This is a genomic window from Bacteroides sp. AF25-5LB (assembly GCF_003602965.1).
In the GTDB taxonomy this organism is placed as follows: Bacteria; Bacteroidota; Bacteroidia; order Bacteroidales; family Bacteroidaceae; genus Bacteroides; species Bacteroides uniformis.
The window spans coordinates 360,841-385,536 of record NZ_QTMC01000002.1 but is presented as its reverse complement, the minus strand read 5'-3'; the positions used below and the strand labels follow the sequence as shown (position 1 = coordinate 385,536).

15 protein-coding genes are annotated in these 24,696 nt (G+C 44.4%); 10 read left to right on the top strand and 5 right to left on the bottom strand.

Features of this window, described 5'->3' with window-relative positions:
- The first annotated feature begins 32 nt into the window (after positions 1 to 32).
- Positions 33 to 1,388, top strand: coding sequence for an IPT/TIG domain-containing protein (locus DWY57_RS03835; protein ID WP_229077978.1), 1,356 nt, complete (start codon positions 33 to 35; stop codon positions 1,386 to 1,388).
- A 639-nt stretch (positions 1,389 to 2,027) separates the two neighbouring features.
- Here the strand turns inward: DWY57_RS03835 and DWY57_RS03820 are convergent.
- Complete coding sequence (locus tag DWY57_RS03820; protein ID WP_022401156.1) at positions 2,028 to 2,831, bottom strand: ThuA domain-containing protein; 804 nt, start codon at positions 2,829 to 2,831, stop codon at positions 2,028 to 2,030.
- Between the two features lie 42 nt (positions 2,832 to 2,873).
- Positions 2,874 to 5,339, bottom strand: a complete 2,466-nt coding sequence (locus DWY57_RS03815) for a glycoside hydrolase family 9 protein (RefSeq protein WP_119961345.1) — start codon at positions 5,337 to 5,339, stop codon at positions 2,874 to 2,876.
- A 231-nt stretch (positions 5,340 to 5,570) separates the two neighbouring features.
- Here DWY57_RS03815 and DWY57_RS03810 point away from each other — a divergent pair, with 231 nt between their 5' ends.
- From DWY57_RS03810 to DWY57_RS03775, 8 genes are all read left to right on the top strand, one after another.
- Complete coding sequence (locus DWY57_RS03810; RefSeq protein ID WP_005827019.1) at positions 5,571 to 7,235, top strand: DUF6377 domain-containing protein; 1,665 nt, start codon at positions 5,571 to 5,573, stop codon at positions 7,233 to 7,235.
- Between the two features lie 206 nt (positions 7,236 to 7,441).
- Positions 7,442 to 10,402: a SusC/RagA family TonB-linked outer membrane protein gene (locus DWY57_RS03805; protein ID WP_005827017.1), complete on the top strand. Its 2,961-nt coding sequence runs from the start codon at positions 7,442 to 7,444 to the stop codon at positions 10,400 to 10,402.
- Between the two features lie 32 nt (positions 10,403 to 10,434).
- The gene (locus DWY57_RS03800) at positions 10,435 to 12,228 is read left to right on the top strand and encodes a RagB/SusD family nutrient uptake outer membrane protein (RefSeq protein WP_005833034.1); all 1,794 of its coding nucleotides are present in this window, start codon (positions 10,435 to 10,437) and stop codon (positions 12,226 to 12,228) included.
- A gap of 22 nt (positions 12,229 to 12,250) precedes the next feature.
- Positions 12,251 to 13,429 carry a hypothetical protein gene (locus tag DWY57_RS03795; protein WP_117703655.1) on the top strand — a complete coding sequence of 393 codons (1,179 nt, stop codon included), beginning with the start codon at positions 12,251 to 12,253 and terminating at the stop codon, positions 13,427 to 13,429.
- 310 nt (positions 13,430 to 13,739) lie between these two features.
- Positions 13,740 to 15,077, top strand: a complete 1,338-nt coding sequence (locus tag DWY57_RS03790) for an alpha-amylase family glycosyl hydrolase (RefSeq protein ID WP_008665154.1) — start codon at positions 13,740 to 13,742, stop codon at positions 15,075 to 15,077.
- 3 nt (positions 15,078 to 15,080) lie between these two features.
- Positions 15,081 to 17,228, top strand: a complete 2,148-nt coding sequence (locus DWY57_RS03785) for a glycoside hydrolase family 97 protein (RefSeq protein WP_008665155.1) — start codon at positions 15,081 to 15,083, stop codon at positions 17,226 to 17,228.
- Positions 17,229 to 17,606: 378 nt separating this feature from the next.
- A complete protein-coding gene (gdhA, locus tag DWY57_RS03780; RefSeq protein WP_008665157.1) occupies positions 17,607 to 18,944 on the top strand; it encodes an NADP-specific glutamate dehydrogenase in 1,338 nt (445 codons plus the stop codon).
- A 137-nt stretch (positions 18,945 to 19,081) separates the two neighbouring features.
- Positions 19,082 to 20,245 carry a Xaa-Pro peptidase family protein gene (locus DWY57_RS03775; RefSeq protein ID WP_005827001.1) on the top strand — a complete coding sequence of 388 codons (1,164 nt, stop codon included), beginning with the start codon at positions 19,082 to 19,084 and terminating at the stop codon, positions 20,243 to 20,245.
- A 195-nt stretch (positions 20,246 to 20,440) separates the two neighbouring features.
- Here the strand turns inward: DWY57_RS03775 and DWY57_RS03770 are convergent, their stop codons facing one another.
- Positions 20,441 to 21,433 carry a DUF3843 family protein gene (locus DWY57_RS03770; protein WP_005826997.1) on the bottom strand — a complete coding sequence of 331 codons (993 nt, stop codon included), beginning with the start codon at positions 21,431 to 21,433 and terminating at the stop codon, positions 20,441 to 20,443.
- 23 nt (positions 21,434 to 21,456) lie between these two features.
- Complete coding sequence (gene ruvA, locus DWY57_RS03765; RefSeq protein ID WP_005833022.1) at positions 21,457 to 22,059, bottom strand: Holliday junction branch migration protein RuvA; 603 nt, start codon at positions 22,057 to 22,059, stop codon at positions 21,457 to 21,459.
- 195 nt (positions 22,060 to 22,254) lie between these two features.
- On the opposite strand from ruvA, the gene DWY57_RS03755 reads away from it, so the two are divergent.
- On the top strand, positions 22,255 to 23,154 hold the full coding sequence (locus DWY57_RS03755; RefSeq protein ID WP_022401162.1) for a diaminopimelate dehydrogenase: 900 nt from the start codon (positions 22,255 to 22,257) through the stop codon (positions 23,152 to 23,154).
- 132 nt (positions 23,155 to 23,286) lie between these two features.
- Here the strand turns inward: DWY57_RS03755 and rseP are convergent, their stop codons facing one another.
- Positions 23,287 to 24,618, bottom strand: coding sequence for an RIP metalloprotease RseP (gene rseP / locus DWY57_RS03750; protein ID WP_005826988.1), 1,332 nt, complete (start codon positions 24,616 to 24,618; stop codon positions 23,287 to 23,289).
- Between the last annotated feature and the right edge of the window lie 78 nt (positions 24,619 to 24,696).

Sequence of the window (24,696 nt, the reverse complement as noted above, 5' to 3'; positions counted from 1 at the left end):
AGATTCAACGAAATTTCAAACGAATAAGATTTATGAAAAAACATATTATATATCTTCTGGTCTCAGGATTCGCATTGCTGTCGAACATGGCACTGACCTCGTGCAGTGATGATGATGTGGAGGATGCCAACGATGTGCTTGTGGTGAAGTCCGTCCTGCCTACAAAAGTTATGGAAGGACAGGTTGTCACCATCACTGGTACGGGTCTTGAGAAGGCCACTTCCGTTGTGTTCCCTGGCAATGTCTCTGTGAACAACATTACCAAAGTAGGCAACGGCTATATCTCTGTAATAACTCCTGCCGGCGTTTCTGCAGAGGGGGGAACAGTAACAATAGAAGCCGACGGTGAATCGGCAGAGTCGGTCATGACGCTGACTATTGGCAAGCCCGAGCCTTTGCGTGTGGCTCCTCTTGACAAGGAAATAAAAATCAACGAATGTGTGGAGGTGTACGGCAACGACCTCGAATTTATCACCAAGGCTTACTTCCCCGGTGAAGAAGGCAAGGACATTGTTGTAGATGCAAGCAACTTTAAGCGTAAAGCTACCGGTTCTCTCTACATCTATTCGCCAATGGGTATAAAAGCCGGACTTGCCCAAGTTGTCCTCGAAGACTGCAGCGGCAAAAAATATACTTTGCCAGAGGTTACGTTGTCTGACGAGATTGTAGGTGGCAGCGAAGAAACCGGAGGTGAAGGATACACTCCAATCTGGAAAGGCGATGTCTATATCTACGATTGGGCCAACTGGCAGTATCTGACATCAGACCAGCTGAGTCTTGAAGGTTTTCAGATTCAGGAAGGTCTTATGATTCGTCTTACCTTTGATAATCCCGATGGTGCCAGCGTATGCGTATGTGATGGCAATTGGGGGGCACCCGATGTTGACGGCGAAGGCAATAACACCGTGTGGGTTGCTGCAGGTACTACCGAACTCGAATTTCCCATATCGCAGGGTATGGCAGAAACTCTGAAAGCTGGTGGTGGCATCATTGTCGGTGGTGGTAACTACACACTGAAGAAGATTGAGTTGTTCCGCGAGTATCCTACACTTTGGGAGGGCGAATACACTACTGGCTGGTGGTGGTATCTCCCGGCATCTGAGCTTGACCTCTCGGCAATAACGCCAGAAGCCGGCCAAACTATTAAGTTCACGTTCACTCACCATGATGCTCCTCAGACTTTCTGTCTGTGTGATGGTTGGTGGGGTGCTCCTTTCATCCGCGATGGCGGCGAAAGCGGTAACAACATTGTTCTTGCCGCTGGTGAGGACTTTCTGGAATTTGAAATCTCGGAAGGTATGGCGGCAACGATGAATGGCGAATCCGAAACCGCTCTCATCATTGGCGGTGACATAACAATTACCAAGATTCAGATTAAGACAGATTAAACTCTATACAAAGGAGTCAGAGCCTGATATCTGTAAACATTTTAAGTCTGCCGGAGAGCTAAAGTTCTTCGGCAGACTTTTTGGTAACTTATGCTTGCCGCATTTCCTCTTTTTATGTGGTTTAGTATAACCCATCCGAGGTTGTCGTGTTTCGGTTGCGCTCTCTTCTATAAAGTTTATTTCTGCAAACATCTGTCATGCTGTCACACAAAGGGGGGTATCCTTTTGACCATAAGCCGATTAAAGCGTGACAGATACCCGTGATAGATAGAAAGCATTACAACCATCCGCCACACTTTCCCACTTTTATAAAATATTGCGTTGCATATTTGTTTTGTGGGCTATGAAAATAGCTATAGTCTTAGTTTTCGGTATGAAACTTTTGGTTTTGAAGCCAAATACGGACAGTTTTTGCAAGTAAAACTATTAGTTTCAAGGCTTGAAACTCTTGGTTTATACAGTGAAAAACTATCATTCCAGCTTGTCGGGTGTCAGCAAGGGTATCTGCATAAAACGGCCGAAACAGACACTTTTCGTACGAAAAGTGTCTGTTTCGGCATAAAGGTGCTGTATTCTGGAGCAGATTTGAGGAGTGATACCCTATTTCCTTTTTCTGATTGCTGTTATATAGGGAACATCTCATTTGAGGAACGGGTCACCGTTCTTGTCTTTGCTCACTACCCAGCGGAAAGCATTAACCAATAGCAGGTTCTGTGTACCGTCGATAAACTCTTCGTCACCATGCCCCATATTCAGGTAAATCATTCTGTAATTCTTGTTGGACCATACGATGGGGAAGTCGCCAAAATTCACTACATCCTTGATACCCAGTGGATAGTTCTTGGGAGATAGGGACAAGAGTACCTCTACGTCCTTGTTCTGGCGGGGGCTGGGAGTCCATTGGTACCATTCGCTGGCGGGAGCCACGAATGATGCAGGCAGATTCTTGGTAACGGGATGTTCTTCGTTGTCGACTTCGACCAATACCGGCTGGGGAGGCCAGTTGTTGCAATAGAACACCCCACCACCAAGAAACTTAACGAACCAGGGCCAATGCGTGTTTTTGTCGTTGTAGGCAGCTGCGTGGAAACCTACCCAACCGCCTCCGTTTTCCATGTATTGCTCAAAAGCATCGCGTTCGGCCTTGGTGTTGGGGGATGTGTTAAGCATGATAATGACATTGTATTCTTTCAGTTTCTCGTATGGGTATTTTGAAAAATCGGTAGTAATATCCAGAACAAAGCCGTCACCGTAATTGAGCTTCTTGAAGAAAGTGGTTGCTTGTTCTGCAAATTGTACGTGTGCTTCTTCCGCATGTTGCGTGTAATAAATCAAGGCCTTGAAGCGAGGAGCTTTGGCATAGTTTGCCGGATAACCTTCGGGGACTTGTGCGTACGTCAGCAGGGTGCAAGCCGTAAACAATAAAATAAACAGATGTTTCATAATTTGTAATTTATAATTTATAAGTTATTAATTCTCCATTATCTAATATTCCGCAATCAGAGACAGCCATTTGCCTGCCGAGGTAATCCATACCTCTTTATAACAGGCATTGTTGGTTTGCGGCCAATAGGGGACATCGTCGTTACCCAGGGTACGGATACCAACGGGCATCTCTCCTGTCATTTCTCCCGAAGAGAAGGTATTCAGTTGCGGATAGTTGTGTCCTTCTCCATAAATCAAGGATTGTCCGAAAGGATTCTTGCCTACGGTCCAGTACAACTGTTCCAGACCGATGTTGAGCAGTTCCTTGTCCTTCAGGAAGTTTCCGCAGATGGCGGCGGACTTTCCGTTGGAAAGATGGATGGCGGTATTGCCGTTGAAAATGTTGAACCACACGGGGAAACGTTTCATGTAGTGCTCTTTGTCCAGTTGTACTCCTCGTTTAATCTGTTCCGTGTACAGTTCCTTGGCATTGGCAGGGGGAAACAGATGGAGGGCGTAGAAGTTGGTGGTATCCTTATATTCCTCTGCATGGTAAACACCGCTTGGAATCATACCGTAGGGATGGGTATACTTCATCATTCCTTTCAGATAGTCTCCATATAGTTGTATGGAATTCACCCATTTAGGGTAATCGGGGTGCTCCTTCTGGGTTTCGCAAAGCATCACCATAGCCTGCATATAGACCTGCTCGCGCGACTGGTGTATGTAATGTACGATGGATTTGCGGGATTTGTCCCGGTAGAAGAATCCGCGTGTCCCGTCTTTGTCTTTCAGCGGTTCCGTGCGCTGGCAGTCGAGGGTGTAGCGGATGTATTCGGCGGCGATGTCCGCATAAGAAGGTTTTCCGGTCAGCTTGTATAATTGGCTTGCCGACCAGGAGATGGTAGCCATATACTGACTTTTCGAAGTGTTGTAACTGTGTTCGTAAGGCTGGACGAACTGGTCGAAGCCATCTTTTTTGAACTTCTCCATAGCAAAAGCGAAATCTTCTTCGGCCACGCGCAATAGGTATTCCTGCAGCATCGGGTCGTTGTCCAGCGTCATGGAGGCGTAAGCTTCGTATCCGGCATAGAGAAAGTTGTCAAATGCCATGTTCTGTACACGTACGGAAGATATGTCGTCCAATGTATTGAACACACCGTCTTGCCAGATAAGCAATCCCATGCTGCTGGCGCGGTAACCATCGCCGTAGCGGTTCTTTAGGATGAACTCTACTCCCCATTCCGCCTCTTCACGCAGGCGGGCGGCGAGGGCTGGGTTGATATTTCTTTGTTTATTATAGGCTTCGAGCAGAGCAAAGGTCACGTCTCCCGTCTGCAAGGTTTGCTGGGACAAGTCTCCTGCATCGTGCCATCCGCCGGAGTAGGAGATGCTGCGTCCGTCATGTCGGGACATGAGGTCTACGTGGCAGGTGGAATGCTTGCCGGGAACCGGATGTCCACAGCGCTGGCAGAAGATGAAGTTCAGCACTTTCCATTGTGAATCTTCCCAAAGTCTTTCTCTAATCCGGAAGGTGGGAGTTAGCGATGTTCCGACCTTCAGCTGATACTCTCCGGGATTATTGAAGGAGGTGAAATCAATAAGGCCAAATTCTCCGAGAGTGGTTTTCTCTTTTCGGATGTCTCCTTCGTAAGCTATTTCTCCGGTTGGGGTAAGCAGTTGGAAGCGCTTTCCGGCGTCTATGGTGAGGTTTGTGTTGATGAGGGCGGTTTTGGGGTGGTTGACGGCATAGCCGGTTGTCGAGTAGGAGATTTTTCCATCGGCAGGTATCCATCCGCTGACTTTCTCAGGGGCTTTCACCGTTTGCAGTTGTAGATTGTCCAGGTAGTAGATAGCTGAATCTCCTGTAGTCCGGTCTTTGCCTTTGAGGGCTGTGCTGAAGGTGATGGATATCACCTTGTCGCGCTGATACTCGTCTATTTCGAGGAAGCATTGGTTCCACTCCTTATTAATAAAGTTAATGAGGTGTGAACCCGAAGGCTGATTATATCCTTTCTTGGCAGGAGTATCTGCATTGCGAAACGTGAGGTTCATGTTGACGATGCGCGCGCCGTCGCAATCGGGATAGATGGAGAATACGATGCGGTTGTACTTCTCCAGATTGGCGCCGTCCAGATGATAGGTAACACTGCTGTTTCCGTAGGTGGCATAGTCTGGGTCGGAAGGAGAGCCGGTCGCCCTTTTCCCGGTGAATGTGGGGAATTGCAGTTTGATGCTGCCTTTGCCGGAAACGGTCTTTTCCGTACTGAAGGACATGCTTCCTGCGCCGGAATGACTCCATCCCTCTGTACCTGCCGAGCGGGTGAGAGGAGCGCTTTGCAAGACCTCCTTTTTCCATCCGTTGGTTTCGAAAGAGTTTTCAATATCCAGGGGGAGGGGTTGATGTATCAGTCCGCTTTCGTGGAGTTGTCGTTCCAGTTTGGGGTCTTGGGTCAGACGTGTCTGACCGTATGCGGCAATACTGCCGAGAGATAAAAGGTATAAAAATAATAATGTCTTTCTCATGTTGATGTCAACCTTTGGTTTCGGTTGCAATGTTAGCCATTATTAGGCAGAAGGAGGTTTGAAAACTGCCATAAAAGCTTTAAAAGCTATCCGAAGTAGAGGAAATATGAATTTCGGTAGATGTATAATCCCTATGATGTACGACTTATAATGCCAAAGAAAATACTAAAATCGTATTTTCATAACAGAAGAAAATTGTAACTTTGCGAAGTTATGTCACAATGTTAACCTATGATGCGTATCTTGATTTTAATAATAATGCTGTTGCCATGTTCGCTTGGTATGTATGCATCTGCAATAGATAGCCTTTTGTCTGTTCTGGATAAGACTATCGTGATGCGTAGACAATACGAGGAAGAAAAAGAACGGTATATTTCTTTGATAAAGGATGAGTTGAAGCAAGGGAGGCTTACTGACATGGAGCGTTATCTGATACAAAATCGTCTTTTTGCCGAATATAATTCTTATATTAGTGATTCTGCATTACATTATATAAATGAAAATATTCTTATTGCCACACGGCTAAATAATAGGCAATGGATAAATAGTTCTATATTAAATAAAGTACATATTCTAAATACTTCGGGCCTTTTTGTTGAAGCAATGGAATTGCTGAAATCGCTTCCTCGTAACACGTTGGAGGGTGAAAATATAGTGGACTATTATGTATGTTTTGAAAACCTATATCTCTATCAGGCAGAGTACGCCACTGATCGGAACTACGTGAACAATTATCTTCGGATAGCAAATTTGTATAGGGATTCTATAATCAGCCTAGTACCGGAAGATACTTATAGATATGTAGTCGTGCATGCACCTCAGCTCATTGACCAGGGAAAAAGTCAGGAGGCTATATGTTTATTGAAGAATTTTTTACCTCGGTTGAAATCCAATACGCGTGAGTATGCAGTAGCTACTTCAATTCTGGCTTTTGCTTATCATGTCGTGGGGAACAAGCAGAAAGAAATGGAAGCACGTATTAGCAGTGCCATTGCTGACATTAGGGCAGTGGTGAAAGAAAATTATTCTTTGTGCGCATTAGCGGAATTACTTTATGGAATGGGCGATTTGGAACGTGCTAATCACTATATCAAGATTAGTATGGAAGATGCTAATTATTATACTACTCGGTTGCGTAGTTCGCAGAATTCCAAGATGCTTCCGCTCATAGATCGTGCTTATCAGCAAGAAAAGGAAATACAGCAACAGCGGCAGAGAATGTTTATTACAGGCATATGTATCCTTTCTGTTTTCCTTCTATTGACAGTACTGTGTGTGCTATGGCAAATGAAAAAATTGTCTTATGCCCGTAAAAAAGTTGTTGCTGCCAATTCCCAATTGAGTATATTGAATAGTGAATTGAAGAAGCTGAACAAGTCTCAACATGAGGCTAATGAACGATTATTGCATACTAATCAGACTCTTACGGAAGCCAATCATATTAAGGAAGAGTATTTGGGACGTTTCCTCAGTTTAAGTTCCTCTTATATAAGTAAGATGGAAGAATATCGCCGCATATTGAACAAGCAGGCTGCTGCCGGTAAACTTGAGGAGTTATATCGTACATTGAAGTCCGACCGTTTCATAAATCAAGAGTTGAAAGAGTTCTATCACAATTTCGATGTATCTTTTCTTAAGATATTCCCTAACTTTGTAGAAGAATTTAATCGTTTGTTGCCAGTTGAAGAACAATTGCATCCTAAAAATGAAGAATTGCTTGTTACCGAACTGCGCATATTTGCACTGATTCGTTTAGGTATTACAGACAGTGCGCGTATTGCAGAATTTTTGCGTTATTCCATAACTACCATCTATACTTATCGTTCCAAGCTAAAAAACAAGTCTCTTTGTAAAGAGGACTTTGAAGAACGAGTGATGAAAATAACTTCTTTTTGATTTTATCCTCCTTTTGAGGCTTTCTTCTGCCTTAAAAAGTTTAGAAATGATTTAGAAATTAGTAGCAATAGCATTTTTGTAATGCGTTGTATTATAGTTGATTGCCTGTTGCAGGACTTTAGATTTTTATCTCAGCCCAAATCGTGCGTTTGTTTTGATAATACATTTGCATCAATCTATTTATTGTTTAACTAATTTCTAATAAGATGAAAAAGAAAAGTCTAAAGAGATGCCTTAAAAAGCGCATGATCCTTTTACTGGGTTTTCTTATGATGACTGGTGTTGCTGTTGCGCAACAACTTCAGGTACAAGGAAAGGTGACCGATGCAACGGGTGAAGGTCTTATCGGTGCAAGTGTATTGGTAAAGGGTACAACTTCGGGGGTGATAACTGACATTGACGGTAACTATGTGTTATTGAATGTCAATCCTGATGCAATACTTATTTTTTCTTATGTAGGTTACCAAACGCAGGAACTGAACGTATCCGGTAGAAACAAGATTGATGTTGTCTTGCATGATGACCAGCAGGTGTTGGAAGAAGTTGTAGTAGTGGGTTACGGTTCATTGAGTAAAAAAGAAGTTTCCAGTTCCATTGTACAAGTGGATAAGAAAAATTTTAATTTGGGGGCTATGAATAACCCGATGGAAATGGTATCGGGAAAAGTCGCGGGCTTGAATGTCAATACGCAGGCAGCTGCCAATCCTAACTCCAGTTCTTCATTACAAGTACGTGGTGCAACATCTGTTTCTGCAAGTAATAGTCCTTTGATTGTCATAGATGGTGTGGCAGGTGGCGATATCCGTAACATCGCTGCACAGGATATTGAATCTATTACGGTATTGAAAGATGCGGGTTCAGCTGCTATTTACGGAACGCGAGGTGCTAATGGTGTGATTTTAGTTACAACGAAACGTGGCTCGGGTGAAGCTGGAAAAACGGTAGTCACATATGACAGTTACATCGCTTTTAATGTAGCCAAGCCCTCTCCGGATATTCTGTCGGCTGATGAATTCCGTCGTTCGAGACGAGGTACAGACTATGGAGCCGACACTGACTGGTATGGACTGATTACTCGTGATGTAGCATACGACACAAACCAATATATATCTATTGATGGTAGCACAAAGAATGGTTTCTATGGTGCTTCCTTCAATTACAAAAGTGCCAATGGACTTGACATCGTGAGTGGTCGTGAAGAATTTGGAGGTCGTTTTTCTATGGAACAGCGTGTACTGGAGAATCGCTTACAATTCAACGGTTCGTTGAGTGCACGTCGTGTAAATGAAACCTGGGGAAATGATGGTTTCTTCGATAGGGCACTCACAATGAATCCTACAATGCCGGTATATAATGCAGACGGTTCGTATTATCAGCCTACTTCTCCTACGGGTGCAACCAATCCGGTTGCGGAGCTTGCTTTGAGAGATAACAACGGCCAGCGTATGTATTTGTTGGGTACGGCTGAGGCTAAACTGAATATTTTGCAGACAGAAAAGCATTTGTTGAATACAACATTAAGTTACTCATTGCATTACAATGACATGAAGCAACAATATTATGCTTCGTCTGCCGGTTCGGAGTCCTATTGGAATGGTTATAAAGGACGTGCGGAAATGAAGTATCAGAAATGGTACACCAATCGATTGGAGTGGTTGGGAAATTATGCACTGAACTTGGGCGACCACAATATTAAGGCTGTAGTGGGCTATACTTATGAGAAGTCTATCTGGGAACAGATTGGTGGTAGTAACAACGACTTCTCTTTTGATAATACGAAATATTGGGATTTGGGCAGTGGCTCTTATCTGAAGGATGGTTTGGCAAGTTTATATAGCGGTCGCTCTGAATCGACACTTATTGGCTTCTTTGGTCGGTTGAACTATAATTGGAAGGATATGCTTTTTGCATCGGCTTCGTTGCGCTATGAAGGCTCTTCCAAATTTGGTGCTAACCAAAAGTGGGGGTACTTCCCAGCAGCTTCTTTGGCTTGGGAAATGATGGAGATGGGCTTTATGAAGAATACCCGGAAAGTGTTGACCAGTTTGAAACCGCGTGTTTCTTTCGGAATTACCGGTCGTTCGGATTTTGATGCTTATAAATCACTTTCTACTTACAATACCAATGGTAGTTATCTCTTTGACGGGCGTTGGGTAACGGGCTATGCTCCCTCTAGTAATGCTAATCCGGATTTGGCTTGGGAAAAGAGCGTTGCGATTAATCTGGGTGTTGATTTTGTTCTATGGAATCGTTTACGTGGTTCAGTGGAGTATTTTGACCGTAGTTCTAAAGACTTGCTTTATACGTACACGGCACCTCAACCGCCTTTTGTCTATTCCACTATTTTGGTTAACGTTGGAACAACGAAAAATACCGGTATAGAAGTATCTTTGGATGGTGATATCCTTACTAAAACAGCAGTGAAGTGGACGAGCGGAATCAATTATTCTTATGGGAAGACTAAGTTGACCAAACTTTCTAACGATATTTACAAGGCATCTTATCTCGACCTTTACTTAAAACCGGGTACTGGTTCCAGCGAATATTTCTTCCGTGTGCAGGAAGGGGGAGAGATAGGGCAGTTCTACGGTTATGAATATGCAGGTGTTGACGAAAATGGCAATATGCTTATTTTGAATGATAAAGATGAGCAAATACCGATTTCTCAGGCTGATGCCAAGTATAAACGTTATATTGGCAATGGTGCTCCCAAGCACTTCTTGTCTTGGAGTAACAACCTGACTTGGAGAAATTTTGATTTGAGTGTATTCTTCCGCGGTACATTCGGTTTTGATGTATTCAATATGCGTAAATATGGTATGGGGCTTCAGGGATGTGGTACAGATAATGTTCTTCGCTCTGCGTATCTGGAAGATAAGAATATCCGTACCGGTGGTGGAGTAATATCTTCCTATTTCCTGGAGGATGGTAGCTTCATAAAACTGGAAAATGTAACCTTGGGATATAATTTTACTCCTAAGAACCGTAAGTTACTGGATAATATGCGCATATATCTGTCTGCCAAGAATCTGTTTACCTTGACCGGATATTCTGGTAATGACCCTTCAATTATAGACGTGAATGGTATCCAGCCGGGAGTAGATAGTAATAGTGCTTATCCTACAGCAACTCAATTGAGTTTAGGTGTGACTCTTCGCTTCAAATAAATGAGAAACAAATTATTAAAAATATGAAAGATATGAAATATATAAAATGTCGTTGGTTATTGGCGATGATTATGTCATGTTCACTTTTCTCTTGTACTAATTTGGACGAGGAAGTGTTCGATCGTGTGGATGCCGGAATTTATTATCAAGATGAGACGAGTGTTCAGGGGGCAGTGGCAGCCATCTATTCGAAAGCTGCATATAGTTATTTGGAATACTTCTGGTATTTGCAGGAGTTTTCTGCCGACCAGGTGGCATGGCGCAGTTGGAACGGTGGACTTTGGGGATGGGATGAGGCATTGAAGTTTGCTTTGTCTTCACATACCTGGACGTCAGAATCAACCATTATTCGCCAAACTTGGGAGAATGCGTGGACCACTATTGGGCTTTGCAATACGCTTATTACAGATTTGCAGGCAATCAGCCCCGCATCTATACGCATGACTGAGGATGCTTTGAATAGTTATATTGCCGAAGTACGTACCCTGCGTGCTTGGGCATACTACAATATCTTTGAGATTTGGGGTGGAGCACTTCCCTTGAACATTTCTTCGGGTGCGGAAATCCCTGGTTCTGCAGATACTGATTTTGATAAGGGGTGCAAGATTATCTACGATTTTATCAGTCAGGAATTAGATGAGTCAGTTACAGATCTTATGAAAGAAGATGGTTCTGGAAAGACTCGCAACCGCATGAACCAAGCTGCCAATCGTATGATTAAGATGCGCTTGTTGCTGAATTCTGAGGTGTTTATCAAACAAAACAGTTATAATGAGTGTGCCACTCTTTGCCAAAAAATTCTGAATGGCGATTATGGTACTTACAGCATTACCGATGACTATCGCGATATTTATTCGATAAACAATGTAGAATGTCCGGAAGTTGTAATGGCATTGGCGATGGAAGTCGGTCAGGTCAATACCGGTTGGATGCGTAACATGCCTTTCATGCCTTACAATTGTTGGGATTACTTTGGAGGTACATACAGCCAGAGCGGATGGAATTGTGTATGCTTGGCACCTTCATGGGATAATTCTGGAAATGTACAGCCGTATGGTGGTACTGACAATCCTAAGAGCTTTCTTACTGACTACGGTGATAAGTTAGGAGCAGTTTATGAACGTTTCCACGATAAAGATATCCGTAAGCAGAACTATGTGTATAATGAAACAACAGGAAACTATCAAGGCATTTTTTTGAAAGGGGCTATTAAAGCCAACTATGGTAAGGGTGCGGCTTTGAAAGCAGATGCCGACCGTGACGGTCAGGATTTGGTTTATGTGGATCAGGTGGGTACATTCCTTAATTTAGGACGTAATCTGGAGACTGTCATGTCACCTCGCTGGGGTGAAACGAATTCAGGTGTCCGTTTGGTAAGATATCCGGTTTATCCGGAGAGTGCAGGCATTGATTTCCAAAACATCGATGAGGTGGAATTCCGTTTGAGTGAAGTGGTCTATACTCTTGCTGAATGTAAAATGCGTGCAGGTGATACGGAAGGTGCTAAAGAACTGGTATATAGAGTTAAAACACGCTATTTTACAGATAAATCGGCTCTCGAGCAGCCCGGTCCTGGTTTTACATCCTTTGATATGGATTGGATGTTGAGTGAATGGGGACTTGAATTCTTGGGAGAGGGGCGTCGTCGTCGTACAGACTTGCGTCGTTTCGATAAGTTTACGCAAGGGCAATGGTGGTTCTTTGGCCGTGCCACGGACGACGGTTTAAGCTATCCGGCTAAACGTGACCGCAAATACGAGTGGTATCCCTTGCCCCAGTCTGCCCTTATGGTAAATCCGGGACTGGTACAGAATCCTAATTATTAATCATCCTATAATAATAGTAACAATGAAAAAATATATATGTAATCCGCTATGGCTTTTGTTGCTTTTTGTAGCTTTCATCAGTAGTTGTGACAAGGAGGAAATTGTGTTTGACCATGAGTTGCCGCAATTTGAACTTCGTAGCGATGCTATCTTGCTGGAGGTGATTATGCCCCAAGGAACTGGTGCCGATGAAATAATTTATATTGCAGGCGATTTCAATGGAGGTCAGGATGCTGCTTCCGGAGACCTTAAGTGGCAGATGGAGAAAGCTGCAAACAATGATGTTAAATGGGGCATATACCTCTATCCGGAAGATTTTGTTAATGGAAAGACACTTGCCGATGGCTTTTATTTCGTTTCTAAGACACAAGGTATAGAGCGTACTTTGCAGAATGGGGATGCTTTACATCAAATTTCGGCTAAGGTAGGTACTCGCACTGATATAACGGTAACCCGCTGGAATGCTTATTTTGAGGAGCCGGAAGACCCAAGTGAAGTGATTCATGACGGTTATGCTGTGTTCGTGATGGACAATACAGGTTGGGATGCACTGACACTTTATGCGTGGGGAAATGATTTGCCGGAACTTTTTGGAGGTTGGCCCGGTATTTCACCTACTGGTAGCGTTGAGATAAAAGGAATTACCTATAAATACTTCGATACAGGTGAAGCAAATAAGGGATTGGTTTACAATTTGATATTTAACGATAATGGAGTAGGTTCACAATTTGATGGACCACAGAACTTTACTCTTGACCGTGACATATATTTGGAAATCACAGAAAGCGGTTGGACGGAAATAGATCCGGATGCAGTGGTTATCCATGATGGTTATGCCATATTTATTGAAGACCAGTCCGGATGGGCAGAAACAACCATATATGCGTGGGGAAATGATATACCGGAACTCTTTGGCAGTTGGCCAGGAATATTACCAACCGGTAGTGTTGAGATAAAAGGTGTCACGTATAATTATTACGATACAGGTGAAGCAAATAAGGGATTGACTTACAATCTGATAATGAATAATAACAATGGAGGCTCACAATTTGACCTCGCAGCAGTGACGCTTGATCGAGATTATTATTTCCGTATTACGGACATAGCTGGTGAGGAGATTGACCCTAACAATCCGGACGGAGACTCTGAACCGGAATCTGAAGCGGCTTTTGTTTCTAATCAGAATAATTTCTTGAAATGAGTTTTGTATAGTAATGAAGATGTTAAATGACCTATTGGTGGAATGAGATTGGGGATAGGATATCTCTTTTCAATCTTGCGGATATATGTCCCAAGGCTTGGTTTTTCTATCCCAAGTCTTGGGATAGAAAAACCAAGCCTTGGGAAGAAGTTATCTCTTAGCTCTTTTGTTTTTTAGTATTGGCTTCCGGGATTTTTAGTATTAAGTCTTAGTATCTTTTCTGCCAATGCCCATCACTGGAGAGTTTGGATGCTCCTTTTGCAGATATCAGTTCCGCCAATGAGTATAAGTATAGATAAAAAGTAGAAATATGAAAAAAGTAATAATTGCGACACTGCTCTTTACGATGCTACATTCTTGTATGGGGTGTAGTGATAGTCAGAGTGACATGGAACCGATTCCCGTCCCACAGGAAGAATACATGGCTTCGGATATGGTGATTTATGAGGCAAATCCCCGCATTTTTGCCGAAGAAAATGCGTTCTCTGCCATCAAAGCAGAGCTTGACCGTATTCAAAGCCTGGGAACTACCGTGCTTTGGCTGATGCCTGTAAATGAGCCGGGAGTACTGAAAAGTGTGAATTCACCTTATTGTATAAAGGATTATAAAAAGCTGAATACACGTTACGGAACAAAAAAAGACTTGAAAGAACTGGTAGATGCTGCCCATGCCAAAGGAATGAAAGTGATTCTTGACTGGGTTGCCAACCATACTTCGTGGGACAATGCTTGGGTGACTGAGCATCCGGATTGGTATACACAGGATGCAAATGGCAATGTGGTACAACCTCAAGAACAGCCTTGGGCGGATGTTGCTGACTTGAATTTTGACAACGAAACCATGCAGCAAGCCATGATTGATGCCATGAAGTATTGGGTAACAGAAATTGGTATTGATGGATACCGTTGTGATTATGCCGAGGGGGTACCAGATGCTTTCTGGAAGAAAGCAATCGCCGAGCTCCGTACACTTGACAATAATTTGCTGATGCTTGCCGAAGGCGGAAAAACGTCTTTAATGAACAATGGTTTCAATCTGCTCTACGGCTGGAACTTCCATAGTAAACTGAAAGACTATTATGCCGGTAAATGCTCACTTACTGACCTTTATGCTATGAATACTTCCGAATTGGAGGGAATGCCGAAGGGTACGTTACGGTTACGCTATTCTACTAATCATGACCAGGCAAGTGAGGCTTCACCGATAGAATGTTATGGCGGTGAGCGTGGTGCCATGTCTGCTTTTGTATTGACGACTATGCTCGAGGGGATACCTCTTATTTATAGTTCGCAGGAAGTAGCCTATCCGCGGTCACTTAACTTTTTCAATTACGGAGTTATAGACTTGAAGTCCAATGAAGTCTTTGCGCAAGAGATGGCAGAAATCATCAGAGCCTATAAAGCTACGAGCAGTGTACGTGGTGGTGAACTGGAAGTTTATACTACCGGAGATGTCGCTTCATTTTATCGGGCAGCAGGCAGTCATGGCATGTTGGTCATGGTGAATACTGCCAATGAGTCTGTACAAGTGAAAGTACCTATGGAGCATGCTGGCAAGACCATGACCGATGTGATTGCCGGTGTGGATGTGGAGTTGCCTACAGTAATGACGATGGAACCTTATCAATATTTTATATATCAACAATAACGGATGTATATGAAACATGTATTATTAACAGTTGTATTTCTGGGAATTGCTTGTGTGGCGATGGCACACGAATTGTCATCTCCCAATGGGAATCTGAAACTCAATGTTGTGCTTGATTCCGAGGGGGGGCCGGTCTATAGCTTATATTACAAAGGAGAGCCGGTTGTAGAACCTTCTGCCTTGGGAATACTTATGGAAGAAGCGGATTTGTCAAATGGCTTCCGGATTCTTGATGCAACAAATTCTACTTTTGATGAAACTTGGATGCCTGTATGGGGAGAGTATGAAAAAGTCCGTAACCATTACAATGAACTTACTGTCACTCTCTCACAACCGGCAAAGCACGACCGTATGATGATTGTACGTTTTCGATTGTTTGACGATGGACTCGGATTCCGTTATGAGTTGCCGGAGCAGAAAACCATGAATTATCTGACGGTAAAAGACGAACTGACGGAATTCAATCTGACCGGTAATCATACACTCTATTGCATTCCCGGTGATTATGATACGAATGAGTTTGCCTATACTACTGCGGCCATTTCCGAAGTGCGCGAAGCTATGGAACGTAATCTACGTAAAAAAGGATATGAAGCTAAAGCGACTTCATTCACAGTACAAACACCCCTTATGATAAAGACTACCGAAGGACTTTATATCAATATTCATGAAGCTGCCTTGGTAGATTATTCTGCCATGTTGCTGAATGTGGATGATAAAGAGTTTAACTTTTCTGCTCATCTTACTCCCGATAAATTAGGAAAGAAAGGATATCTGCAATTACCGTTGCATACCCCGTGGCGTACAATTATGGTTAGTGACGATGCACGTAGCATCCTTGCTTCTCAGTTGATTCTTAATCTGAATGAACCTTGTAAGCTGGAAGATACTTCTTGGATTAAGCCACAGAAATTTATCGGTGTCTGGTGGGAGATGTTTACTGGTGGAGGAGGTACATGGGCATATAGCGACTATTATAAGGCTAAACCCGGCATAACCGACTATTCAAAGTTAACTCCTAATGGACATCATCCGGCCAATACTGAACATGTGAAAGAGTACATAGACTTTGCGGCGGAGAATGGTATTGATGCGGTATTGGTTGAGGGCTGGAATGAAGGTTGGGAAGATTGGGCATCCTATCGTAAGGATCGTCAGTTCCTTTTTGACAAACCTTATCCGGACTTTGATGTTGCGGTACTACATGCCTATGCCAAATCAAAGGGAGTAAAGATTATCATGCATCATGAGACGGCTGCTAATGCTGCCGACTATGAGCGGCAGCTGGATGTAGCCTTTCAATTTATGGTAGATAATGGCTATAATTCTGTAAAGACCGGATATGTGGGCTCAATCATTCCCCGTAGTGAATATCATTCCTCACAATGGATGAACAATCATTATATACATGTGGTGAAGCGTGCTGCTGATTATAAGATTATGGTAGATAGTCACGAGGCTGTTCGTCCCACCGGCTTGTGCCGTACCTGGCCCAACTGGGTAGCGCAAGAATCTGCCCGTGGTGGTGAGTTTGAATCTATGGGGGGCAATGATCCGGATCATACTTGTATCTTGCCGTTTACTCGGTTGAAGGGTGGTCCGATGGATTACACTCCTGGTATTTTCCAGACAAAACTTTCGTATTATAATGGTTCGAAACCTAAAGGTCAGGCGGGTACTACATTGGTAAAACAATTGGCTCTATATGTAACGATGCCCTCTCCGTTACAGATGGCAGCAGACCTGCCGGATAATTATCGCCGTTTTCCCGATGCGTTTCAATTTATTAAGGATGTAGCGGTGGATTGGAGCAATTCTTGGTATCTGGAAGCCGAACCGGGTGATTATATCACAGTGGCTCGTCAAGCCAAAGGAAAACAAGAGTGGTATGTAGGTGCTATTACCGACGAACATCCTCGTACGGCAACTATTCCTTTCTCTTTCTTACCCGAAGGAAGGAAATATATTGTTACCGTTTATGCAGATGGTCGGGATGCAGACTGGAAAGATAATCCGCAGAGCTATGACATCCGTCGTGGCATAGTAACGTCAAAGAGTGTGCTGCGTCAACCTCTGGCAAGTAGTGGAGGGGTGGCTATCAGTGTTCGAGAAGCAACAAAAGAAGAGGTAAAAGGATTGAAGAAATTATGAAGCTTGTCCGTACATAGTAATTATTATGTTGCGGATTTAATACAAGCATTTAAGAATTAAAGTTAGCAATTGGAAAGGCATAGTCCGTGAGGATTGTGTCTTTTTTCGTAAATTATTCGTCATTTCTTATTTTCTTTATTATAATTTTTTCTATATTTATGCCGTTATGGCGAATTGTTGACAGAATAGGAAAAGAATAGACCATTTAGGTATGAATAGAGAATGCCGGGGATTTGACATTTTATCATTCTTTAATCAAAATATAACCGTAAAATTTAGCTGTTTTGAAAAGTTTTCTTATATTTGCGGTGTTATTCATTGACATTTTGTTTGAATAGCGTGAAGTCAACAAGGTAATAACCTTTAAAACGTAATATTATGAATATCGAACGTATCATGGCCTCTTTAGAGGCAAAGCACCCCGGCGAGTCTGAGTATCTTCAAGCCGTAAAGGAAGTTCTTCTTTCCATCGAAGATATCTATAACCAACATCCTGAGTTCGAGAAAGCGAAAATTATAGAACGTCTGGTTGAACCTGACCGTATCTTTACTTTCCGTGTAACGTGGGTGGATGATAAGGGTGAAGTTCAGACGAACCTCGGCTATCGTGTGCAGTTCAACAATGCCATTGGCCCGTACAAAGGCGGTATTCGTTTCCATGCTTCCGTAAATCTTTCTATCCTCAAATTCCTGGGATTTGAGCAGACTTTCAAGAATGCTTTGACTACATTGCCTATGGGCGGTGGTAAGGGTGGTTCCGACTTCTCTCCGCGCGGAAAGAGCGATGCTGAAATCATGCGTTTCTGTCAGGCCTTCATGCTGGAATTGTGGCGTCACCTCGGTCCGGATATGGATGTTCCTGCCGGTGATATCGGTGTAGGCGGTCGCGAAGTGGGCTATATGTTCGGTATGTATAAGAAGTTGACTCGCGAATTTACGGGCACATTTACCGGTAAAGGATTGGAATTTGGCGGTTCGCTGATTCGTCCCGAAGCAACAGGATTCGGCGGCTTGTATTTCGTAAACCAAATGTTACAAACAAAAGGCATTGACATCAAGGGCAAGACCGTGGCTATCTCCGGTTTTGGAAATGTGGCTTGGGGTGCTGCTACCAAGGCTACCGAATTGGGTGCCAAGGTGGTTACCATCTCCGGTCCCGACGGTTACATCTACGACCCGAACGGTATCAGTGGCGAAAAGATAGATTATATGCTGGAACTCCGGTCATCGGGCAACGATATCGTAGCACCGTATGCCGACGAATTCCCCGGCTCTACTTTCGTAGCAGGCAAACGCCCGTGGGAAGTGAAAGCGGACATCGCTCTGCCTTGCGCTACCCAGAACGAGCTGAACGGCGAAGATGCACAACACCTCATTGACAACAAGGTGACATGTGTAGGCGAAATCTCCAATATGGGATGTACGCCCGAAGCTATCGACCTTTTTATTGAAAATAAGATTATGTATGCACCGGGTAAGGCTGTCAATGCAGGTGGTGTGGCTACCAGCGGACTGGAAATGTCGCAGAACGCCATGCACCTCAGCTGGAGTGCAGCCGAAGTGGATGAAAAACTCCACGCCATCATGCACGGAATTCATGCTCAATGCGTAAAATATGGGACAGAACCTGATGGCTACATCAACTACGTGAAGGGAGCGAATATCGCCGGCTTCATGAAGGTGGCTCATGCCATGATGGGTCAGGGAATTATCTAAGAGAGAAACTTTGTTTAGTTGTATTTGTATTTGTGGTTTGTGCTGCCCTACGCCTGTGAAGGTATGGGGCAGTACTTTTTTATTCTCAATTAAAAAAGTTGTATCTTTGTATCCGAGAAACCATAAATGACAAAGAGATGTTACTACCTGAATTGAAACTGAGACGTGATAAAATACGCTCTCTCATGGCTCAACAAGAGATTGATGCCGCTCTTATCGCTTGCAATGTAAATTTAATCTATACGTACGGACGTGTCGTCAGCGGTTACTTGTATCTGCCGTTGAATGCTCCCGCTCGTTTATTCATCAAACGTCCCAACAATATTGAAGGGGAACATATTCATCCTATCCGTAAACCGGAACAACTGCCTGACTTACTAAAGGAATGTGGTTTGCCCATACCTGCGAGGTTGATGCTGGAGGGGGATGAGTTGTCTTTTACGGAATATAACCGTTTGGCTGCGTGTTTCCCTGAAACGGAGGTGCTTCCTTGTGGTACGGCACTTATCCGGAAGGCCCGAAGTGTCAAGACTGAAATAGAGATTGAGATGTTCCGCCGTTCCGGCATTGCACATGCTAAAGCTTACGAACAAATACCCTCGGTTTATAGACCAGGAATGACAGACCGCCAGTTATCCATCGAAATAGAGCGCCTGATGCGTTTGGAAGGTTGTCTGGGTATTTTCCGTACCTTCGGACAAAGTATGGAGATTTTTATGGGAAGTCTGCTGGCAGGAGATAATGCTACTGCGCCTGCCCCCTATGATTTTGCTCTGGGAGGCGAGGGACTTGATCCGTCACTGCCTATCAGTGTGAACGGTGCACTGTTGCAGCCCGGCCAGAGCTTTATGGTCGATATGGGGGGTAACTTCTATGGCTATATGGGAGACATGAGCCGTGTATTCTCTATCGGAAAGTTGCCGGAAAAGGCATATGTTGCCCATCAGGTTTGCCTGGACATACAAGAGGCTGTTGTAGAAAAAGCGAAACCGGGTGCTGTTTGTGAGGACCTTTACAATCTCGCTATCGATATTGTCACCAAAGCGGGCTTTGCCGACAACTTTATGGGAGCCACTCAAAAAGCCAAGTTTATCGGTCATGGCATCGGACTGGAAATCAATGAAATGCCGGTGCTGGCTCCACGCATGAAGCAGGAGCTGGAACCGGGCATGGTCTTTGCTTTGGAACCGAAGATTGTTTTGCCAGGCATTGGTCCCGTCGGTATCGAAAACTCTTGGGTTGTAACAGCGGAAGGAGTGGAGAAACTGACGTTGTGTAAGGAAGAGATTGTGGAACTTTGAAAATTGATAATGGATAATGGAAAATTGCCATGCGGTTTCAATAAATACGCTGCACTGTTTATTTTTCCATTATCCATTTTCAATTATTTTACCCTTCTGTTAAGCTGATTATTCGCTTTCGAAGGTTTGGATTTACCAATCCGTTTTCCGGTTGGCTTGGCCTTGTTGCTCCGTTTGGGCTTTATGCCGGAATGGTTACTCGCCTTCATAATATTCACATAAGTAGTAGCGGGCTATAAAGTCCCAATATTGATGCAGTGTTTCTTTTCCTTTCAAGAAGGGAAGTTCCACATCGGGTAGAATTCCTTTGGTCATTCCGTATTTCAGCAGGTCGAACGGACACTCTCCGGGTTGGCAGAACATCTTGTAACCCTCTGCAGCAGCGCGTTTGGCATCGTACATCGGGTTATGTTCTTCACAGAAATAGGCGGCCACGTTGTGGGCTACGAGCATACCTTTGGCGTTGGCATAAATCACGAACTCTTTTTGGTATTCCAGGTCGGGCAATAATGCGGACCGTTTGTTTTCCCATCCCAAGACATCGACAAAGAAAGTGCAAAGCTCCTTGTAATCGGTGAAGTATAGCAGCGGTTTCCCCTGGCTGTATTCCAGACAGCGGGCGGCATCTTTGCTCAGTTTGGTTTCCGGAGTGACTTCCGGCAGCGGAGTAATGGGCATATCCAGTAAATCAAGTCCCATTACCCAAAGGAAGGAAGATTCTCCCTCGCTGATGGGAGCTTCTTCGAAACGTGCATCCATCAGTTCATAGGCGCTTTGGCTTAATGCAAGCAGGTCTTTGTCATAAGGACTGAACAAGGTGTATTCCTTGTCAAAAATACTAAATTGTGATTTCAATGTCCACAGTACGAATGCAATGTCTTCCTGATTTATTTCATCGGGCGTATAATCGTCACCCAGTGGATAGAACGGCAGGTAAGTTCCGTATACTCCTTGAAAGGCTTCGGAGAAAAGTTTCCAGCCTCCGCTTTGGGCAATGGCATCTTGAAAGTACATGCCGAGGGAGATGGCTGCGTCAATTTGGGTACGCAGGTCTTCCTTGTTGAACAAGGGAGAGGTCTTGACGAGGGGCAGGATGCTTGTGGCAAAGTCGAGGTACCATTTGTCCGTTGGCAGTACGTGGGTGCGTTCATTGGCCCCCAACCAATATTGCATGTTGATTGTTGTCATGATTTGTTTGTTTTAGATAAATATTATAGTCTTTTTAATGCCAATTTGATGACTTGTTCCACCGGTGCGCTTGGTTCTTCCTTCAAAATGGCAAGCACTACTTTTTGTGAGGGGGCTTGTGCAAAGCCCAGCATGGTAAGGGCGGCTACGGCTTCTTCTTGTACTTGTGCGTTGGCTGCCGATACCAGTGTACCTATGGTCCCTGCGTTGCCGGCTACAACGCTGCCGGTCTTGATTTTGTCTTTTAAATCCACAATTATCCGTTGGGCTGTTTTCAGCCCGATACCCTTGACTGTTTTCAGTAGAGTGGCGTTTTCCGTGCTGATGACATTTATCAGTTCGGATGGCGAGAGTGCCGAGAGAATCATGCGAGCTGTATTTCCGCCGATGCCTGAAACGGAGATGAGCAACAGGAATAGTTCGCGTTCCTGCTTGTCAGCGAACCCGTAGAGGACATAGGCGTCTTCACGGATAGCTTCATATATATATAGTTTGCATTCTTTCTTGCCCTGGATGGCGGCATACGTATTCAATGAAATATTGACGCCGTATCCCAGTCCGTTGCAGTCTATTATTGCGGTTGCCGGACTTAGTTCGGCAATTCCGCCTCTGATGTATTCTATCATAATTCTTTTGCTTGTTGGCCCCAAATGTGCCTTGCGTACATATCATCTGCGAATGTATGAATTATTATTGGACTTTCACTCACTAAAAAAAGAAAAACTGTGTGAAACAGCAGGGAGTTCTGCCGATATAATAAATTAAAATGCTTACTTTTGCGCCGATAAAGTAGAAAACTGATAAATAAATTCATAAAAAGAATGAAAAAAGTAAGAGCGGCCATCGTTGGCTATGGTAATATCGGGCATTATGTGCTCGAAGCCCTGCAAGCAGCTCCCGATTTCGAAATTGCCGGTGTAGTACGCCGTGCCGGAGCTGAAAACTGTCCTGCGGAACTGAGTGCATATCCCGTTGTGAAGAATATCAAGGAACTGAAAGGCGTGGATGTTGCTATCCTTTGTACGCCTACCCGCAAAGTGGAAGAGTATGCAAAGGAGATCCTTGCTTTAGGCATTCATACTGTGGACAGTTTCGATATCCATACGGGTATCACTGCCTTGCGCCGCACACTGGATGCAGAGGCTAAAAAGCATAATACGGTATCCATCATTTCTGCCGGCTGGGATCCGGGTAGTGACTCCATTGTCCGCACTATGCTGGAAGCCATTGCTCCGAAAGGCATTACCTATACTAATTTTGGTCCGGGTATGAGCATGGGACACACCGTGGCTGTAAAGGCCATCGAAGGTGTGAAAGCCGCTCTTTCCATGACTATTCCTACAGGAACCGGCATTCACCGTCGTATGGTGTACATTGAGTTGAAGGATGGTTACGAATTTGATAAGGTGGCTGCAGCCATCAAAGCCGACCCGTACTTCGTGAATGACGAAACACATGTAAAATTGGTTCCGAGTGTGGATGCACTGCTCGATATGGGGCATGGGGTAAACTTGACCCGTAAGGGTGTGTCCGGCAAGACGCAGAACCAGCTATTTGAGTTCAACATGCGTATCAACAATCCTGCCCTCACGGCACAAGTGCTGGTATGTGTGGCGCGTGCCGCTATGCGTCAGCAGCCGGGTTGCTATACAATGGTTGAAGTTCCGGTAATAGACCTGCTTCCGGGCGATAGAGAAGAGTGGATCGGCCATTTGGTATAAGACACAGAAAAAACAGATGATGTGTTTGGCTCAAACGCATCGTCTGCTTGCCCCGAACACATCATCTGTTTGATGTAAATGCATCATCCGTTCTACTGCGAATGGATGATGCGTTTTTTTATGTCTTGTTCTTTAAAAGAAATACCTCAGTATATCATTGAAGTTTGCCCAAATCAGCAAACCGAACAAGAGGAACATGCCCACCATCTGCGCACGTTCCATAAACTTGTCGCTGGGCTTGCGGCGTGCAATGATTTCGTAAATGAGGAATAACACGTGTCCACCGTCCAGTGCAGGGATGGGCAGAATATTCATAAAGGCAAGGATGATGGAGAGGAATGCCGTCATGTACCAGAACTGGTGCCAGTCCCACGTGGCGGGGAAAATACTGCCGATGGTTCCGAAACCTCCGAGTTGCTTGGCTCCTTCCTTGGAGAAAAGATATTTCATCTGGCCTACGTAGCCTTTCAGAGTCTTTACCCCCAAAGATACGCCGGCAGGGAAAGAGGAAAGGAAACTGTATTCCTTGCGGACAACGGGCAGCAGTTTGTCGGTTGCCGTACGTGCTGCTACGCCTATTTCATAGTCGGCATTGGTCATCATGCTCAAGGTGTCTGTCACACCGTTACGGACGTATGTCAAGGTTACCTCATGGGATGCGTTGGCTTTCTTGCGCTTCAGCATCTCTTCTTTGAAGTCGTAGTAGGCTATTGACTTTCCATCCAAGTGGGTGATGCTGTCACCTACTTGCAGACCGGCGGAAGCGGCAGGGTATCCTACAATCAGGCTGTCGACTACATAAGGGAAACGGAAACTGGCGAAACGCACGCTGTCTGCCAGCAAGCGGTTCATCATGTCTTCGGGGATGTAGACTGAAGCAGCTTCCCCGTCACGCAATACGCTTACCTGGCGGGCATCGACAATACTGGTCAGCAGGTCGCCGTCATAGCGTTCGAATGGTACCCCGTCGGCAGATATTAGGATATCGCCGTCGCGGAAGCCTATGGCTTTGGCTGTTTCGTTAAAATCCATACCCAATGGGGCTTTTTGTACTGGTATATATTCGTCGCCCCAAGTAAAAAGTATCATGGAATAGATGAACAATGCGAGCAGGAAGTTGAACAATACACCGCCTACCATAATTAGCAGGCGCTGCCATGCCGGCTTGGCACGGAACTCCCATGGCTGCATGGGTTGCTTCATCTGTTCGGTATCCATAGATTCGTCTATCATACCTGCTATTTTTACATAACCACCTAAGGGTAGCCACCCGATACCATATTCCGTGTCACTGTGTTTGGGCTTGAACTTGAATAATGTGAACCAAGGGTCAAAGAATAAGCAGAACTTTTCTACCCGCGTCTTGAACAGACGCGCAAAAAGGAAGTGCCCCCCCTCATGAACAATAACGAGCAACGAGAGGCTCATAATGAGTTGCAGGGCACGAATCAAGAATGTTTCCATCTAATTATTTGCTGTTTTACGATTTTTATAATTTTCGCAAAGGTACGTTTTCTTATTTAACGTATCAAATGAGTAGAT